At 72.8% G+C, this 16,820-nt stretch carries 11 protein-coding genes; all 11 read right to left on the bottom strand.

The features are described from left to right. Nucleotides 1–87 precede the first annotated feature (87 nt). The 11 genes from ACFY4B_RS16240 to gatA all read right to left on the bottom strand — a co-directional run bounded on the left by ACFY4B_RS16240 (nucleotide 88) and on the right by gatA (nucleotide 16,816). Nucleotides 88–249, bottom strand: coding sequence for a hypothetical protein (locus ACFY4B_RS16240; protein ID WP_199823173.1), 162 nt, complete (start codon nucleotides 247–249; stop codon nucleotides 88–90). Between the two features lie 295 nt (nucleotides 250–544). Continuing rightward, a complete protein-coding gene (gene serA, locus ACFY4B_RS16235) occupies nucleotides 545–2,131 on the bottom strand; it encodes a phosphoglycerate dehydrogenase (RefSeq protein WP_387968371.1) in 1,587 nt (528 codons plus the stop codon). Between the two features lie 243 nt (nucleotides 2,132–2,374). After that, nucleotides 2,375–3,373, bottom strand: a complete 999-nt coding sequence (gene ilvC, locus ACFY4B_RS16230) for a ketol-acid reductoisomerase (RefSeq protein ID WP_049657948.1) — start codon at nucleotides 3,371–3,373, stop codon at nucleotides 2,375–2,377. 110 nt (nucleotides 3,374–3,483) lie between these two features. After that, the gene (gene ilvN / locus ACFY4B_RS16225; RefSeq protein ID WP_049657946.1) at nucleotides 3,484–4,008 is read right to left on the bottom strand and encodes an acetolactate synthase small subunit; all 525 of its coding nucleotides are present in this window, start codon (nucleotides 4,006–4,008) and stop codon (nucleotides 3,484–3,486) included. Nucleotides 4,009–4,040: 32 nt separating this feature from the next. Continuing rightward, nucleotides 4,041–5,894, bottom strand: a complete 1,854-nt coding sequence (locus tag ACFY4B_RS16220) for an acetolactate synthase large subunit (RefSeq protein ID WP_049657944.1) — start codon at nucleotides 5,892–5,894, stop codon at nucleotides 4,041–4,043. A 330-nt stretch (nucleotides 5,895–6,224) separates the two neighbouring features. Next, entirely contained in the window at nucleotides 6,225–9,275 is a 3,051-nt protein-coding gene (locus ACFY4B_RS16215; protein WP_387968369.1) for an EAL domain-containing protein, read from the bottom strand. Between the two features lie 578 nt (nucleotides 9,276–9,853). Then, nucleotides 9,854–12,919, bottom strand: a complete 3,066-nt coding sequence (locus ACFY4B_RS16210; RefSeq protein WP_387968357.1) for an AAA family ATPase — start codon at nucleotides 12,917–12,919, stop codon at nucleotides 9,854–9,856. A 152-nt stretch (nucleotides 12,920–13,071) separates the two neighbouring features. After that, nucleotides 13,072–13,230: a hypothetical protein gene (locus ACFY4B_RS16205; RefSeq protein ID WP_158077676.1), complete on the bottom strand. Its 159-nt coding sequence runs from the start codon at nucleotides 13,228–13,230 to the stop codon at nucleotides 13,072–13,074. Between the two features lie 249 nt (nucleotides 13,231–13,479). After that, on the bottom strand, nucleotides 13,480–14,985 hold the full coding sequence (gatB, locus tag ACFY4B_RS16200) for an Asp-tRNA(Asn)/Glu-tRNA(Gln) amidotransferase subunit GatB (RefSeq protein ID WP_049657772.1): 1,506 nt from the start codon (nucleotides 14,983–14,985) through the stop codon (nucleotides 13,480–13,482). 83 nt (nucleotides 14,986–15,068) lie between these two features. Further along, complete coding sequence (locus tag ACFY4B_RS16195; RefSeq protein WP_049657770.1) at nucleotides 15,069–15,326, bottom strand: hypothetical protein; 258 nt, start codon at nucleotides 15,324–15,326, stop codon at nucleotides 15,069–15,071. Beyond that, entirely contained in the window at nucleotides 15,323–16,816 is a 1,494-nt protein-coding gene (gene gatA, locus ACFY4B_RS16190; protein WP_375877160.1) for an Asp-tRNA(Asn)/Glu-tRNA(Gln) amidotransferase subunit GatA, read from the bottom strand. The genes ACFY4B_RS16195 and gatA overlap by 4 nt, the downstream gene beginning before the upstream one ends. Nucleotides 16,817–16,820: the final 4 nt, after the last annotated feature.

Genomic DNA, 16,820 nt, shown 5'->3' with positions numbered 1-16,820 from the left:
CTACTGGGTGACATCCGGCGCACCCGTACGGCTCATTCGACGGATGAACGCCACCGTCGGGCAACCTGCCCCGGCGGCGCCGGCCGCTCAGTGGTGGCCGGTCGCGCCGCCGTTGTCCCGGCGGTCCAGCGCACGCTGGAGGGCGGCGGCCGCGAAGGGGTTCCGCTCGACGGCCCGGCGGCGGCGCGGGGCGCGGACGGGGGTGGCGGCGGGGGCGGACGTGGCGTGACGGTCGGCGGTCGGCGACATACCGGGCTCCTTGGAAGCGGCGCTGCGGAAGGCGAGCGCGAAGAGGGGAAAGGGAGCGCGGGAGCAGGGATCGCCTGCTCGTGAAGGCGCACGCGTACACGGGCCGCGCGCCCTGGCTACAGGGGCGGCACACCGTACGGCCCTTCCACGGTACGACCACGCCCCGGCCGTGTCTGCACGAATACTTGGATTTCCTAGTATCTGAGACGGGTCTCACCCGGGAGAACGCAGCAGGGCCCGGACCACCGTCGAACGGTGGTCCGGGCCCTGCCGGGACGGCCCTGGGGCCGGAGGATCAGCCCAGGTCGACCGAGCGCGCGAAGCGGGCGCCGATCTCGGCGGCGATCGCCGAGAGCACCTCCTGCGGGATCTCGGTGTCCACGGTGATGGAGGCCAGCGCGCTGCCGCCGTCGCGGGCGACCTGCATGCCGGCGATGTTGATGCCCGCGTCGCCGAGGTGGCGGCCGAGCACGCCGACCACACCGGGACGGTCCTCGTACTTGAAGAAGGCCATGTGGTCGGTGAGCGCCACGTCCACGTCGAAGGCGTCCACGCCGACGATCTTCTGGGTCTGCTTGGGGCCGGCCAGGGTGCCGGAGATGGCGATCTCCTCGCCGTTCCCGAGCGTGCCGCGGACGGTGATCACGTTGCGGTGCTCGAGGCTCTCGCTGGAGGTGGTCAGGCGGACCTCGACGCCGCGCTCCTGGGCGAACAGCGGGGCGTTGACGTAGGACACCGTCTCCGCCACCACGTCCTCGAACACGCCCTTCAGCGCGGACAGTTCGAGCACCTTCACGTCGTGCTGGGTGATCTCGCCGCGGACCTCGACGTCGAGGCGGACGGCCACCTCGCCGGCCAGCGCGGTGAAGATCCGGCCGAGCTTCTCGGCCAGCGGCAGGCCCGGGCGGACGTCCTCGGCGATCACGCCGCCCTGGACGTTCACCGCGTCCGGCACCAGCTCGCCGGCCAGCGCGAGGCGCACCGAGCGGGCGACCGCGATGCCGGCCTTCTCCTGCGCCTCGTCGGTGGAGGCGCCCAGGTGCGGGGTGGCGACCACGTTGTCGAAGGCGAACAGCGGGGAGTCGGTGCACGGCTCCTTGGCGTACACGTCCAGGCCGGCGCCGGCCACGCGGCCCTCGCGCAGCGCGCTCGCCAGCGCCTCCTCGTCCACGATGCCGCCGCGGGCGGCGTTCACGACGCGGACGGTCGGCTTGACCTTGTGCAGCGCCTCGTCGCCGATCAGGCCGATGGTCTCCGGGGTCTTGGGGAGGTGGACGGTGATGAAGTCCGACACCTCCAGCAGCTCCTCCAGCGTGACCAGCTTGACGCCCATCTGCGCGGCGCGGGCGGCCTGGATGTAGGGGTCGTACGCGACGATCTTCATGCCGAACGCGGACATCCGCTGGGCGACCAGGACGCCGATCCGGCCGAGGCCGACGACGCCGAGGGTCTTCTCGCTCAGCTCGACGCCGGTGTACTTGTTGCGCTTCCACTCGCCCTGCTTGAGCGCGGCGTTGGCCGGCGCGATGTTGCGGGCGACGGAGATCAGCAGGCCGCAGGCGAGCTCGGCGGCGGTGACGATGTTGGAGGTCGGCGCGTTGACGACCATCACGCCGGCCTTGGTGGCGGCGGCGACGTCCACGTTGTCCAGGCCGACGCCGGCCCGGGCGACCACCTTGAGCTTGCGGGCGGCGGCCAGCGCCTCGGCGTCGACCTTGGTGGCGGAGCGGATCAGGATCGCGTCGACGTCGGCGATCGCGGTGAGCAGCTCGGTGCGGTCGGCGCCGTTGCAGTGGCGGATCTCGAAGTCGGGGCCGAGGGCGTCGACGGTGGCGGGCGAGAGCTCTTCGGCGATCAGTACGACAGCGCTTTTGGAGGTCACAGTGCTCACGACAGTGGGTCCTTAACTGTCCGGTTCCCCCGGGCACGTAGGTGGCGTGGAGGGCGGGGGAAGGTGGCATGCCGCGTAGGTAGACGCACGACGCTGTGGGCCTGACGCGCACTCGGAGTGTATCGACGGGCTGGGTAGCGGGCTGCTCCCGTCCGGCGAAATCACCCGGACGAGAGCAGCCTACTTGTACAAGGACGTTACAAATTCGGGGCCGGGGAAACGGCCCGGAAGGGGTCAGGCGTTCTCGTTGACCCAGCTCATCAGCGAGCGCAGCTTCTTGCCGGTGGTCTCCAGCAGGTGGTCCTCGTCGGCCTTCTTGTACTCGTTGTACTTGGGCAGGCCCGCCTTGTACTCGGCGATCCAGGTGTTGGCGAAGGTGCCGTCCTGGATCTCGGCGAGGACCTGCTTCATCGCAGCCTTGGTGTCCGCGGTGATGATCCGCGGGCCGGTGACGTAGTCGCCCCACTCGGCGGTCTCGGAGACCGACCAGCGCATCTTCTCCAGGCCGCCCTCGTACATCAGGTCGACGATGAGCTTCAGCTCGTGCAGGCACTCGAAGTAGGCGATCTCCGGCTGGTAGCCGGCCTCGACCAGGGTCTCGAACCCGGCCTTCACCAGGGCGGCGGTGCCACCGCAGAGGACGGCCTGCTCACCGAACAGGTCGGTCTCGGTCTCCTCGGTGAAGGTGGTCTTGATGACGCCGGCCTTGGTGGCGCCCAGGCCCTTGGCGTAGGACAGCGCCAGCTCGAAGGCCTTGCCCGAGGCGTCCTGCTCGACCGCGACGATCGCGGGGACGCCGCGGCCCTCCTCGTACTGGCGGCGGACCAGGTGGCCCGGGCCCTTCGGGGCGACCATGCAGACGTCGACGTCCGCCGGGGGCTTGATGAAGCCGAAGCGGATGTTCAGGCCGTGGCCGAAGAACAGGGCGTCGCCGGCCTTCAGGTGCGGGGCGATGTCGGCCTCGTAGACGTCGGCCTGGATCGGGTCCGGGACCAGGATCATGATGACGTCGGCCTCGGCCGCGGCCTCGGCCGGGGTGACGACGCGCAGGCCGGCCTCCTCCGCCTTGGCACGGGACTTGGACTCCGGCTTCAGGCCGACCCGGACGTCGGCGCCGGAGTCGCGCAGCGACAGCGCGTGGGCGTGGCCCTGGCTGCCGTAGCCGATGACCGCGACCTTGCGGCCCTGGATGATGGACAGGTCGGCGTCGTCTTCGTAGAACAGCTCGGCCACGGGGGCACATCTCCTTGCGTGATGGGGTCCGGGTACGCGGTGTTCACCGTATGCGCACGCGGTGTGGTGTGGGTCTTTGCTTCAGGGATTGAGACGCGGAGGCGCGCTGTTCACGCGCTGCGGTCCAGGGCGCGCAGCGAGCGGTCCGTGATGGAGCGCGCGCCGCGGCCGATGGCGACCAGGCCGGACTGGACCAACTCCTTGATGCCGTAAGGCTCCAGCATCCGGAGCATGGCCTCCAGCTTGTCCGAGCTGCCAGTGGCCTCGATGGTCACCGCTTCCGGCGACACGTCGACGGTCTTGGCACGGAACAGCTGGACGATCTCGACGATCTGCGACCGGGTCTCGTTGTCGGCGCGGACCTTCACCAGGACCAGTTCCCGCTGGATCGCAGCGGACTGGTCGAGTTCGACGATCTTTATCACGTTCACGAGCTTGTTGAGCTGCTTGGTGACCTGTTCCAGCGGGAGGTCCTCGACGTTGACCACGATCGTCATCCGGGACACGTCCGGATGCTCGGTCGAGCCGACGGCGAGGGAGTCGATGTTGAAACCCCGACGGGAGAACAGGGCGGCGATGCGGGCGAGCACGCCGGGCTTGTTCTCGACCAGGACGGAGAGGGTGTGCTTGGACATGGGATTCCTCAGTCGTTCTGGAGAGGGGGACATCAGTCGAGGTCGTCGCCGAAGTCGGGGCGCACGCCCTTGGCGAACTGGATCTCGTCGTTGCTGGTGCCGGCCGCGACCATCGGCCAGACCATGGCGTCCTGGTGGACGATGAAGTCGATGACGACCGGGCGGTCGTTGATCTCCATCGCCTGCCGGATGACCGCGTCGAGGTCCTCGGGGCGCTCGCAGCGCAGGCCCACGCAGCCCATCGCCTCGGACAGCTTGACGAAGTCGGGGATCCGGGTGCCCTGGGCCGGCGGCTCGATGCCGTCGTGGCCGGGGCCGGAGTGCAGCACGGTGTTGGAGTAGCGCTGGTTGTAGAACAGCGTCTGCCACTGCCGGACCATGCCCAGCGAGCCGTTGTTGATGACCGCGACCTTGATCGGGATGTCGTTCAGGGCGCAGGTGACCAGTTCCTGGTTGGTCATCTGGAAGCAGCCGTCGCCGTCGATCGCCCAGACCGCGCTCTCCGGGCGGCCGGCCTTGGCGCCCATCGCCGCGGGGACGGCGTAGCCCATCGTCCCGGCGCCGCCCGAGTTGAGCCAGGTGCCCGGCTTCTCGAACCGGATGAACTGCGAGCTCCACATCTGGTGCTGGCCCACGCCCGCGGCGTAGATCGCCTCGGGGCCGACCAGCGTCCCGATCCGCTCGATGACCTGCTGCGGCGAGAGCCGCCCCTCCGGGGCCGGCTCGTAGCCGAGCGGGTAGGTCTTCTTCCACTCGTCGAGCCGCTCCCACCACTCGGTGTAGTCGCCCTTGTGGCCGGCGTCGAACTCGGCCTGGACGGCGACGATCAGGTCGGCGAGCACCTCGCGGGCGTCGCCGACGATCGGCACGTCCGCCGGGCGGTTCTTGCCGATCTCGGCCGGGTCGATGTCGGCGTGGACGACCTTGGCGTTGGGGGCGAAGCCGTCCAGCTTGCCGGTGACGCGGTCGTCGAAGCGGGCGCCGAGGGTGAACAGCAGGTCGGACTTCTGGAGCGCGGTGACGGCGGGAACGGAGCCGTGCATGCCGGGCATGCCCAGGTGCTGCGGGTGGCTGTCCGGGAACGCGCCGAGCGCCATCAGGGTGGTGACCACCGGGGCGCCGGTCAGCTCGGCGAGGATCCGCAGCTCGGCGGTGGCCCGCGCCTTGAGCACGCCGCCGCCGACGTACAGCACCGGCCGCTTGGCGCCGACCAGCATCTTCGCGGCCTCGCGGATCTGCTTGGCGTGCGGCTTGGTCACCGGGCGGTAGCCGGGCAGCGCGGTCTCGACCGGCCAGCGGAAGGTGGTGGTCGCCTGGAGCGCGTCCTTGGCGATGTCGACCAGGACCGGGCCGGGGCGGCCGGTGGCGGCGATGTGGAAGGCCTCGGCGATCACCCGGGGGATCTCGGCCGGGTCGGTGACCAGGTAGTTGTGCTTGGTGATCGGCATCGTGATGCCGCAGATGTCCGCCTCCTGGAAGGCGTCGGTGCCGATCGCCTTGGAGGAGACCTGGCCGGTGATCGCGACGACGGGCACCGAGTCCATGTAGGCGTCGGCGATCGGGGTGACCAGGTTGGTCGCACCCGGACCCGAGGTCGCCATGCAGACCCCGACCCGGCCGGTGGCCTGGGCGTAGCCGGTGGCGGCGTGGCCGGCGCCCTGCTCGTGCCGGACCAGGATGTGGCGCACCTTGACGGAGTCCATCAGGGGGTCGTACGCGGGAAGGATGGCGCCGCCCGGGATGCCGAAGACGGTGTCCGCGCCCACGGCCTCGAGGGAGCGGATGAGCGACTGGGCGCCGGTCATGGTCTCGACGACGTGCTGGGGAGCGGGAGCGTTGGCGGCCGGGTTGTCCCCGCGGCGGGGGGATGCGGCGTGCTCGGTCATCTGCCTGTCTCTTCTCGGGTTTTGCCGACCCGGTGCTGCGGGCCCCGTGCTGCGAGGGTGGGGTCCCGGTCCGGGTCGAGCGCCGGCTCTGCCTCGATCGTCCCGCTCGGTCCGACGGATCGGACGGGCCAGGGCGGTCGAGGCCAGGGGTCTTGCGGAGGTGGAACAGCGTCAGTGCAACAAAAAACCCCTCGTGCCCAAGGGCATGCGAGGGGTGGCGCGTCGGTCTGTCACGAGCAGGGCGTACGAGCCCACTCAGCCGACGCGCCCGCCAAGTACGAGAATTCGGGTGCGCATGGCAACGACCTTCCTCCCGTGCGGGGCGGCGTGTCAAGCAGGTGGGACGACCGTCTCGCCATGCGGACCACCCGGCGGGCCAGTAACGGCACGGTGTTCGGGCAGGTCAGAGCCGCCATGGTGATGTGCGCCACGCCCCGGTGCGGCGTCCGTCCGGCCGCTGCCGCGGCCACTCGTCCGGGTGTCCTCGGGGACGGGCGGGCGGGTGTCCGCGGGCGGGTACGGGCGGCGGGCCGACAGCGGTCCAGCCGGGCCCGGCGGCGTGGCCAGCGGGCCCGGCGGCGTGGCCAGCGGGCCCGGCGGCGTGGCCAGCGGGCCCGGCGGCGTGGGCAGCGGGCCGGTCGGGGTGGGCAGCGGGTAGCCGCGGCGGGCCAGCGCCCGGCGCAGCCGGGGCTCGTCCAGCGGCGGGGCGAAGGCCGAGCCCTGGGCCTGCCCGCAGCCCAGCTCCCGCAGCGCGGCGACCTGGCGGGGCAGGTCCACCCCCTCGGCGGCGGTGGTCATCCCGAGGTCGCGGCCGAGCCGCAGCGCGTGCCCGGCGAGGGTGCGGCTGAGCGGGGACTCGCCGAGGTCCTGGACGAGCGTGCGGTCCAGCTTGAGCCCGTCCAGCGGCAGCCGGGCGAGCGCGCCGAGCGAGCCGCCGCCCGCGCCGTACCCGGCCAGCCAGGTGGAGACGCCGAGCCCGCGCAGGGCGGAGAGCCGGCGGCCGAGTTCGTCGGCGAGCGAGTCCGGGCCCATCCGGGCCACCTCGATGACCAGTTCGTCGGCGGGCAGCCCGCTGTCGCGCAGCGCCGAGGCCACCGTCTCGTACAGGCCGGGCGAGCAGAGCCGCTCCACCGAGAGCCGGACGGCCACCGGGACGGGCTCCGGCGTGCCGCGACCCCTGCCGCCGGGCAGGCCGCGCCGCTCGACGGCCGCGCTGACCGCCTCCAGGACCAGCCAGCGGGAGAACCGGGTGGCCGCGTCGCCGTGCTCGGCCGAGCGCAGGAACTCGGCCGGGGTGAGCAGCAGGCCGCCCACCGAGCGCCAGCGGGCCTGCGCCTCGACGCCGGTCACCGCGCCGCTGCCGAGGTCAACCACGGGCTGGTGGAGCAGGGTGAAGCCGCCCTCCCGGACGGCCAGCCGCAGCCGCTCCTCCAGCTCGGTGCGGCGCTCCAGGTCGGCCCGCATCGCGGGGGTGTAGAGCACCACCCGGCCCTTGCCCTCGGACTTGGCCCGGTACATCGCCAGGTCGGCGTTGCGCATCAGCTCGTCGGCCGCGGTTCTGGGGTCGGCCGCCGGGCCGCGTTCGGGGGTGCCGAAGGCGATGCCGATGCTGGCGGCGACGCCGAGTTCGGCGCCGCCGATCCAGTACGGCTCGGAGAGCGCGAGGCGCAGCCGCTCGGCCAGCTCCTGGACCTGGAGGCGGCCGAGCGGGCCGCAGACCAGCGCGGCGAACTCGTCGCCGCCGAACCGGGCGACGGTGTCCCCGCAGCGGACGGCGCTCTGCAGCCGGCGGGCCGCCTGCACCAGCAGTTCGTCGCCGACCTGGTGCCCGGCGGTGTCGTTGACCGCCTTGAAGCCGTCCAGGTCGATGAAGAGCACCGCGATCCCGGCGCCCGTCCCGCCCTGCTGGCCGCGGGCGCCGAGGGCGGCCCGCAGCCGCTGGGTGAACAGCGCCCGGTTGGGCAGGTCGGTGAGCGGGTCGTGGAAGGCGTTGTGCTGCAACTGGGCCTGGAGCATGACGCGTTCGGTGACGTCCCGGCTGTTGAGCAGCAGGCCGTCGCGGTGTCTGCTGACGGTCGACTCGACGTACAGCCACTCGCCGGCGCCGGAGCTGATCCGGCACTCGACCCGGGCGGAGGGCTCGGCGGTGCCGGGGCTGCGGTGGGTGGTGAGCCGGACCCTGGCGAGGTAGCGGCGGACCTCGGAGAGCACCCGGCCGACGTCCTCGGGGTGGACCAGGTCCAGCAGGTTGCCGCCGACCAGTTCCTCCGGGTCCCGCCCGTAGACGCCGAGCGCGGCCGGGGAGACGTAGGAGAGCACGCCGTTGGCGCCGGCGATCATGATGACGTCGCTGGAGCCCTGCACCAGGGAGCGGAAGTGCGCCTCCTTGTGGGCGAGTTCCTGCGCCAGCGACAGGTTGTCGAGCAGCATGACGCCCTGCCGGAGGATCAGCGCCAGCCCGACGGTGCAGGCCGCCGCGGCCACCACACGGTCCAACTCCCGTCCGCCGAGGGCGTTGTAGAGAATGCCCGCGGTGCAGACCGCGGCGGCCGCGTACGGGGTCAGCGCGCTGAAGGTGGTCGCCACCCGGCGGTGCGGCAGGCCGCCGGCCGAGGGGTGGTCGCGCAGCGGACGGCGCCAGCGCGGCGACCACGGCGCCCAGCCCAGCAGCAGGCTGCCGGCGAACCAGCCGGCGTCCAGCAGTTCGCCCGAGTGGTAGCTGCTGCGCAGCTCCGGGGAGGTGAACAGGGCGTCGCAGGTGACGGTGACGGCGAGCGCCAGCATCGCGGTGTGCACCGCCGCCCGGTTGCCGTCCCGGCCGCCGAAGCGCAGCCCGACCACCAGGCTGACCAGCAGGATGTCCAGCACCGGGTAGGCCAGGTTGAGGGCCAGGCGCAGCGGTGAGCCGTCCTCGCCGGCTGCGATCCGGCCGAGCGCCAGGCTCCAGCTGAGGGTGAACAGCGAGCCGGCGATCAGCCAGCCGTCGAGCAGCAGGCAGAGCCAGCCGGCCGCCGTGCGCGGGTGCTGGGCGAGCACCAGGACGCCGGTGATGGCGAGCGGGGCGAACAGCAGGAAGGCGTACTCGGCGAGCGAGTCCCGGGGCAGCGGGGTGCGCACGACCAGCTCGTACCAGCCCCAGGTGCCGTTGCCGAAGGCGACCATGAGCGAGGAGAGGCCGAACAGCAGCCAGGCCGGGCGGGCGTGGCCACCGACCGTGCAGCCGTACACCAGGCAGGACAGCGCGGCCGCCAGGGCCGCCGCGGCCAGACCGAAGTCGCCCATGAAGACGGACAGTTGGTGCGATCCCCAGCCGGCGGCGGCGCCGGTCGCGTAGGCCACGCAGAGCGCGCCCAGGGCGAACCCGGGCAGCGTACGGCTCACCCCGGGCCGGTACAGCGGGCCGCGGCGGGCGGGTGCGGGCACGTCGGCGGCGGACGTGTCGGTGTGCGGTGCGTCCGGCCGTCCGGTTCCGGGCAGCACCGTTTCGGTGGAGCTCACTCGGCCTCTCCCCCTCCGGCCCGGGGCCTCGCGCCCCGGCCACGGGCCACCGGCCGCGCACCTGTCGGACGTACGCGGTGGCCTGGCGCCCCGTCAGGACGGTGGCCCAGGGGGTGGGCGGCCTGCCGGCCGCCGCACCGTACCGATGCTCCCAAAATGGACCCTACACCAATTCCGTCACTCAATGACACGCACACTCAACTTAGAGTAATGGCGAAAGGGTGGGGAAATGCCCCTGATTCCTACGGATCGGCCCGATTGGCGGCGGCGCGCGGGCAGGGGCTCACGCGGCGCGCACGGGAGCACGCGGCGGCGCCCGAACACCGGTGCCAGGGTGGACGATCCGTGCTGCCGGGGCGGACGGACAGCGGACCCGGACCGGCCGGGGCCGGTCCGGGTCCGTCGTGGCGCCCAGTTCAGTGGGGCCCTGCTCAGTGGAGTCCTGTTCAGCGGGGCCCTGTTCAGCGGCCCGAGGGGGCCAGGTCCTCCGGGAACAGCCGCAGCCGGTGCGCCAGTGCGGCCGCCTCGCCCCGGCCGCCGACCCCGAGCTTGCCGAGGATGTTGGAGACGTGCACGCTCGCGGTCTTCGGAGAGATGTACAGCTCCTCGGCGATCTGCCGGTTGGTCCAGCCGCGCGCGAGCAGCCGGAGCACGTCCCGCTCCCGGGGGGTGAGGTTGAAGGAGTCCCCGGCGGCCTGGGCCGGCACCGCGGCCGTCCCCCCGCCCGCCCGTCCGGCCGTCCGCCCGACCGGGGCGAGGCTCAGCCCGGCCCGCTCGGCCAGCGCGGCGATCTGCCCGCCGAGCAGCCGGTCGCCCCGGGCGGCCGCCAGTTCGGCCGCCTCGCGCAGCAGTTCGGCGGCGGCCTCGCGCCGGCCGGCCTGCACCTCGGCCTCGCCTGCCCGCAGCAGGGCGAGCGCCAGCGGGAACGGCAGGCCGGTCGGCCGCAGCGCCTCGACGGCGGCGGCCCACCCCTGCGGGGTGTCCGCGCCCTCGGCGCGGGCCAGTTCGGCCTCCAGCAGCCGGGCCCAGCCGTGGTGCAGCGGCGCCCGGGGCCGCAGTGCGGCGGCGGCCGCGGCGATCGCGGCCAGCGCCCCGGCCCGGCCCGCCTCGGCCTGCGGCAGGCCCCGGCTGTCCGCCTCCACCGCGGCGGCCTCGGTCAGCAGCGGGTAGACGTCGGACTCGTGGCCGAGCCGGCCGTCCTCCTCCAGCGCGGCGAGCAGTTCGGCCCGGGCCTCCAGCGGCCGGCCGCCGAGCGCCGCGAGCCGCACCGCCAGCCGGCTGATCGGCACGCTGTGCTGGACCTGGCCGACCCGGTTGGCCGACCGGGCCTGCGCCAGCATCGTCCCCGCGGTGGCCAGGTCCCCCTTGAGCAGGGCGAGTTCGCCGCGCATCCGGTCCAGGAACTCGGCGTGGGTGCCGGTCGGGCTGGCCGCCTCGTAGCCGACCAGCACCTCGGTGGCCTCCCGGGCCCGCCCGAGGTCGGCGAGCGCCTCGACCAGGTTGCCGGTCAGGATGGCGCCGATGTTGCGCAGCAGGCCGTTGCCGTTCGCGTACTCCAGGCCCTCCCGGGCCAGTCGGACCGCGTCCTCGGGGTGCCCGAGTCCGCGCTGCATGCTGGCCAGGTTGTTGATGCCGCGCAGCAGCAGGTCGGGTACGCCCAGCCGGCGGGCCCGTTCGACCGCCCCGGCGAGCTCGGCCAGCCCGCCCTCGGCGTCGCCCTGGACGTCGTAGCGCAGGCCGCCGAGGGTCATCCGGGCGTGCACCTCGACCGAGTGCGCGCCCACCTCCTCGGCGATCCGGATCGCCCGCTCGGCCAGCTCGATCGCCGCCGGGGTGGGCTTCTTGAGCATCGCCGTCCCGGCGCCGAGCGCGAGCACCTCGGCCTGGACCGCGGTCGGCGGCAGGTGCTCCACCAGCCGCAGCGCGTTCGCGATCTCCTCCTCGTCGCCGGAGCGGCGCAGACTGCCCAGCATCCGGGCCCGGTTGATCCGGAACCAGGCCGCGCGCACCGGGTGCTCGGCCTCGTCGACCAGCCGCAGCCCGCGCTTGGCCAGGCTCAGGCCGCGCTCGCGGTCGCCGCAGCGCCGGGCCGCGACCACCGCCTCGGCCAGCACGTCGACCAGCTGGATCCGGTCGCAGTCCCCGTCCGCGGTGCTGTGGTCGCAGGAGCCGGGCGGGTAGGTCTCGGCCCAGTCGTACGGGCGCAGGGTGTGCGCCAGCACCTCCTCGGAGACCAGGTCCCACAGCTCCAGGGCGCGTTCCAGCATGCCGAGCTGCTCGGCGAAGGCGTTGCGGCGGCGGGCCGCGCGGGCGGCGTCCAGGGCCGTCGGCAGGGCGCGGGCCGGATCGTGCGCGTGATACCAGTAGTTGGCCAGCCGGGCGGCCAGCGCGTCACCGGGGACCAGCTGCGGCTGGGCCTCCACCGCGAGCGCGAACCTGCGGTTGATCCGGTGCCGTTCGCCGGGCAGCAGGTCGTCCGAGACCGCCTCGCGGACCAGCGCGTGGCGGAACCGGTAGCCCTCGCCCTCGCTGTCCGGGCGCAGGATGTTGGCGCCGACGGCCGCCCGCAGCGCCTCGATCAGCGCCTCCTCGTCGTCGTCCAGGACGGCGGCCAGCAGGGCGTGTTCGACGTGCGAGCCGCCCTCGGCGGCGATCCGCACCACCCGCTGGGCCTCCTCGTCCAGGCCCTCGACCCGTACCAGCAGGATGTCCCGCAGCGAGTCGGTCAGCCCGGCGCCGAAGCCGTCCTCGAAGGCGGTGGCCAGCTCCTCGACGAAGAACGGGTTCCCCTCCGAACGGCGGTGGATGCGGTCCACCAGCTGGCGGTCGGGGACGGTGGTGCCGAGGATGCCGGCCAGCTGGGCGGCCACCTCGCGGCGGTCGAACCGCGCCAGCTCCAGCCGCTGGACGGTGCGCAGCCGTTCGAGCTCGGCCAGGAAGGGGCGCAGCGGGTGCCGGCGGTGCAGGTCGTCGGTGCGGTAGGTGGCGACCAGCAGCACCCGGGAGCGGTGCAGGGTGCGCACCAGGAAGGCGAGCAGCTCGCGGGTGGAGCGGTCGGACCAGTGCAGGTCCTCGACGGCGAGGACGAGGGTACGCTCCGCGCCGAGCCGTTCGAACAACCTCGCGGTGTGCTCGAACAGCCGGGCCCGGCTGTACTCGTCGTTGGGTTCGCCGTCCACCTCGCCGAACTCGGAGAGCAGCAGGGCGAGATGGCTCTCGCTGCCGGCCGCGGCGGCCTCCAGTTCGGCGCCCAGCGAGCGGTGCAGCCGGCGCAGCGCGGCGGCCAGCGGCGCGTACGGCAGGCCCTCGGCGCCGACCTCCAGACAGCTGCCGAGCGAGGTGACCGCCCCCTGGGCGGCGGCCCGCTCCAGGAACTCCTCCAGCAGCCGGGTCTTGCCGACCCCCGCCTCACCGCCGATCAGGACGGACTGCGGGCTGCCGGTGCCCGCGCGGCGCAGCGCGTCGGTCAGCTCGGTGATCTCGCTTCCGCGGCCGACGAAGACGGGGCTGACCGATGTGTGCTGCATGGAGGCGAGCATGCCATAGCCGGTGGGGCCCGGCCGAGGGGTTATCTCCCCTGGCGAACGGGTCGAAGGGCCCGAACGCCCGGAGGGGGAGACGCTCACTCGCAGCGTCTCCCCCTCCGGAGTTCCTTCGGCACCGTCGTGGTGCCGCACCGTCAGCATTCGGGCCGACGCACGGGGCGCCGCTGGAAGCGGGCGGCCACCGGGCGCTGCCGCAGGCGGCGGGCCTCCTTGGCCTCGCGCACCAGGCGCTCGTGCTCGGCGCGGGCCACGAGCTCGTGGGCCTGTTGCTGGAAGGTCTGGTACTCGATCATTTCCGGTTCCCCCTCGGGTTTTCCACTGCGTCCTGCTGACAGGTAAGAGCTTCCTCCGCCAGTGGGGGGTGCCGCATCGGGAGCCTGCCGCATCTTCCGGGGCCCGGATGCCTTAGATCGGGCGCAGATCGGGCGCCAGAGAAGGTTTAAGGCCCCGCCTCACCCAGATACATAGGTGAGGCGGGGCCTTAGGCCTTACTTAGAGGGCCTTAGATGCCTTAGACGCCTTAGGAAGGAAGGGCTGACGACCTAGGCTGCGCCCAGACGCTCCAGGATCAGGTCCTTCACGCGGGCGGCGTCGGCCTGGCCGCGGGTGGCCTTCATGACCGCGCCGACCAGCGCGCCCACGGCCTGGACCTTGCCGTCGCGGATCTTGGCGGCGATCCCCTCGTTCTCGGCGATGGCCTGGTCGACGGCGGCACCCAGCGCGGAGTCGTCCGAGACCACGGCCAGGCCGCGCTTCTCGACGATCGCGTCCGGCTCGCCCTCGCCGGCCAGCACGGCCTCGATGACCTGGCGGGCCAGCTTGTCGTTCAGCTTGCCCTCGGCGACCAGCGCGGCGACCCGGGCGACCTGCGCCGGGGTGATCGGCTGCTCGCTCAGCTCGGTGCCGGTCTCGTTGGCGCGGCGCGCCAGCTCGCCCATCCACCACTTGCGGGCCTGGTCGGCCGGGGCACCGGCCGCGATGGTCTCCTGGATCGGGCCCACCGCACCGGCGTTGAGCACCGACTGCATGTCCTTGTCGGACAGGTCCCACTCGGCCTGGAGCCGGGCGCGGCGCACCCGCGGCAGCTCGGGCAGGGCGGCGCGCAGCTCCTCGACCCACGCGCGGGCGGGGGCCACCGGCACCAGGTCCGGCTCGGGGAAGTAGCGGTAGTCCTCGGCGTTGTCCTTGATCCGGCCCGAGGTGGTGGAGCCGTCCTCCTCGTGGAAGTGGCGGGTCTCCTGGACGATGGTGCCGCCGTCGGTCAGCACGGTGGCGTGGCGCCGGATCTCGAACCGGGCGGCCCGCTCCACGCTGCGCAGCGAGTTGACGTTCTTGGTCTCCGAGCGGGTGCCGAAGGTCTCGGTGCCGTTCGGGCGCAGCGACAGGTTGACGTCGCAGCGCATCTGGCCCTTGTCCATCCGGGCCTCGGAGACGTCGAGCGAGCGGATCACCTCGCGCAGCTCGGCGACGTACGCCTTGGCGACCTCGGGGGCGCGCTCGCCGGCGCCCTCGATCGGCTTGGTGACGATCTCGATCAGCGGGATGCCGGCCCGGTTGTAGTCGAGCAGCGAGTGGGTGGCGCCGTGGATGCGGCCGGTGGCCCCGCCGACGTGGCTGGACTTGCCGGTGTCCTCCTCCATGTGGGCGCGCTCGATCTCCACCCGGAAGGTCGAGCCGTCCTCCAGCTGCACGTCGAGGTAGCCGTTGAAGGCGATCGGCTCGTCGTACTGCGAGGTCTGGAAGTTCTTGGGCATGTCCGGGTAGAAGTAGTTCTTCCGCGCGAACCGGCACCACTCGGCGATCTCGCAGTTCAGCGCCAGGCCGATCTTGACCGCCGACTCCACGCCGACCGCGTTGACCACCGGCAGCGAACCCGGCAGGCCCAGGCAGGTCGGGCAGGTCTGGCTGTTCGGCTCGGCGCCCAGCTCGGTCGAGCAACCGCAGAACATCTTGGTCTTGGTACCCAGCTCGACGTGGACCTCAAGGCCCATCACCGGGTCGTACGACGCGAGAGCGTCCTCGTAGGAGACCAGGTTCATGACGCTCACAGCGTCCCTTCTCACTTGAAGCTTGGGAGGTACGGGCCCGGCCGCCGCGTCGCGCGGGGCCGGGCCTGGGCGCTTGACTCAGCTCAGCCCAGCAGCACGTCGTCGGAGCCCAGCTGACGCAGCTCGCGCACCAGCAGGGCGGTGCCGGTGACCAGCGCGGCCGCGCCGACCAGGGCGTTGACCAGCTTGAGGGTGTCGCTCTCCTCGCGGGCCTTGCGGACGTCCTTGACGACGGAGATCGCGCCGAACGCGCTGGTGCCGATGGACAGCCACAGGCCGGGCTTGGAGTGCTTGAAGCCCTTCAGCGAGCCGGAGCCCTTGGCCTTCTCGATCTTGCTCACAGTGCCGGTGCCTCCTCCAGCAGGGTGTGCCCCCACTTGTCGTTGAGTGCGGCCTCGACGGCGCCGCCCACGCGGTACAGGCGGTCGTCCGCCATCGCGGGTGCGATGATCTGGAGGCCGACCGGGAGATTGTCCTCCGGGGCCAGGCCGACCGGCAGCGACATGGCCGCGTTGCCCGCCAGGTTCGACGGAATCGTGCACAGGTCGGCCAGGTACATCGCCATCGGGTCGTCGGCGCGCTCGCCGATCGGGAAGGCGGTGGTCGGCGTGGTCGGCGAGACCAGGACGTCCACGCCCGCGAAGGCCGCGTCGAAGTCGCGCGAGATGAGCGTGCGGACCTTCTGGGCCGAGCCGTAGTAGGCGTCGTAGTAGCCCGAGGACAGCGCGTAGGTGCCCAGGATGATGCGGCGCTTGACCTCGGGGCCGAAGCCGGCCTCGCGGGTCAGGGCGGTGACCTCCTCGGCCGAGCGGCTGCCGTCGTCGCCGACCCGCAGGCCGTAGCGCATCGCGTCGAAGCGGGCCAGGTTGGAGGAGCACTCGCTGGGCGCGATCAGGTAGTACGCCGGCAGCGCCAGGGTGAACGACGGGCAGGAGACCTCGACGACCTCGGCGCCCAGCTCGCGCAGCAGCTCCACCGACTCGTCGAAGCGCTGCATCACGCCGGCCTGGTAGCCCTCGCCGGCGAACTCCTTGACGACGCCGATCCGCATGCCGCGGATGTCGCGCATCTTCGCGGCCTCGACGACGGCCGGGACGGGCGCGTCGATCGAGGTGGAGTCCAGCGGGTCGTGGCCGGCGATGGCCTCGTGCAGCAGGGCCGCGTCCAGCACGGTGCGGGCGCACGGGCCGCCCTGGTCCAGGCTGCTGGAGAAGGCGACCAGGCCGTAGCGGGACACCGAGCCGTAGGTCGGCTTGACGCCGACGGTGCCGGTGACGGCGCCGGGCTGGCGGATCGAGCCGCCGGTGTCGGTGCCGATCGCCAGCGGGGCCTCGAAGGCGGCCAGCGCGGCGGCCGAACCGCCGCCGGAGCCGCCGGGGATGCGGGAGAGGTCCCACGGGTTGCCGGTCGCGCCGTACGCGGAGTTCTCGGTGGAGGAGCCCATCGCGAACTCGTCCATGTTGGTCTTGCCGAGGATGACCACGTCAGCGTCCTTGAGACGGCTGGTCAGCGTGGCGTCGTACGGCGGGATCCAGCCCTCGAGCATCTTCGAACCACAGGTGGTCGGGATGCCCTTGGTGGTGAAGACGTCCTTGAGCGCGAGCGGGACGCCGGCCAGCGGGCCCAGCTCCTCGCCCTTGGCGCGCTTGTCGTCCACGGCCTTGGCCGCGGCCAGCGCGCCCTCGGTGTCGACGTGCAGGAAGGCGTTGACCTTCTTGTCGACGGCTCCGATGCGGTCCAGGTGGGCCTGCGCGACCTCGACGGCGGACACCTCGCCCTTGGCGATGGCGCTCGCGGTCTCGGCGGCGGTGTAGCGGATCAGCTCGGTCATATCG

The sequence above is a fragment of the Kitasatospora sp. NPDC001261 genome (genome assembly GCF_042896795.1).
GTDB lineage: Bacteria > Actinomycetota > Actinomycetes > Streptomycetales > Streptomycetaceae > Kitasatospora.
Note: the sequence above shows the minus strand (reverse complement) of the source record. Positions and strands in the feature narration are given on the sequence as shown.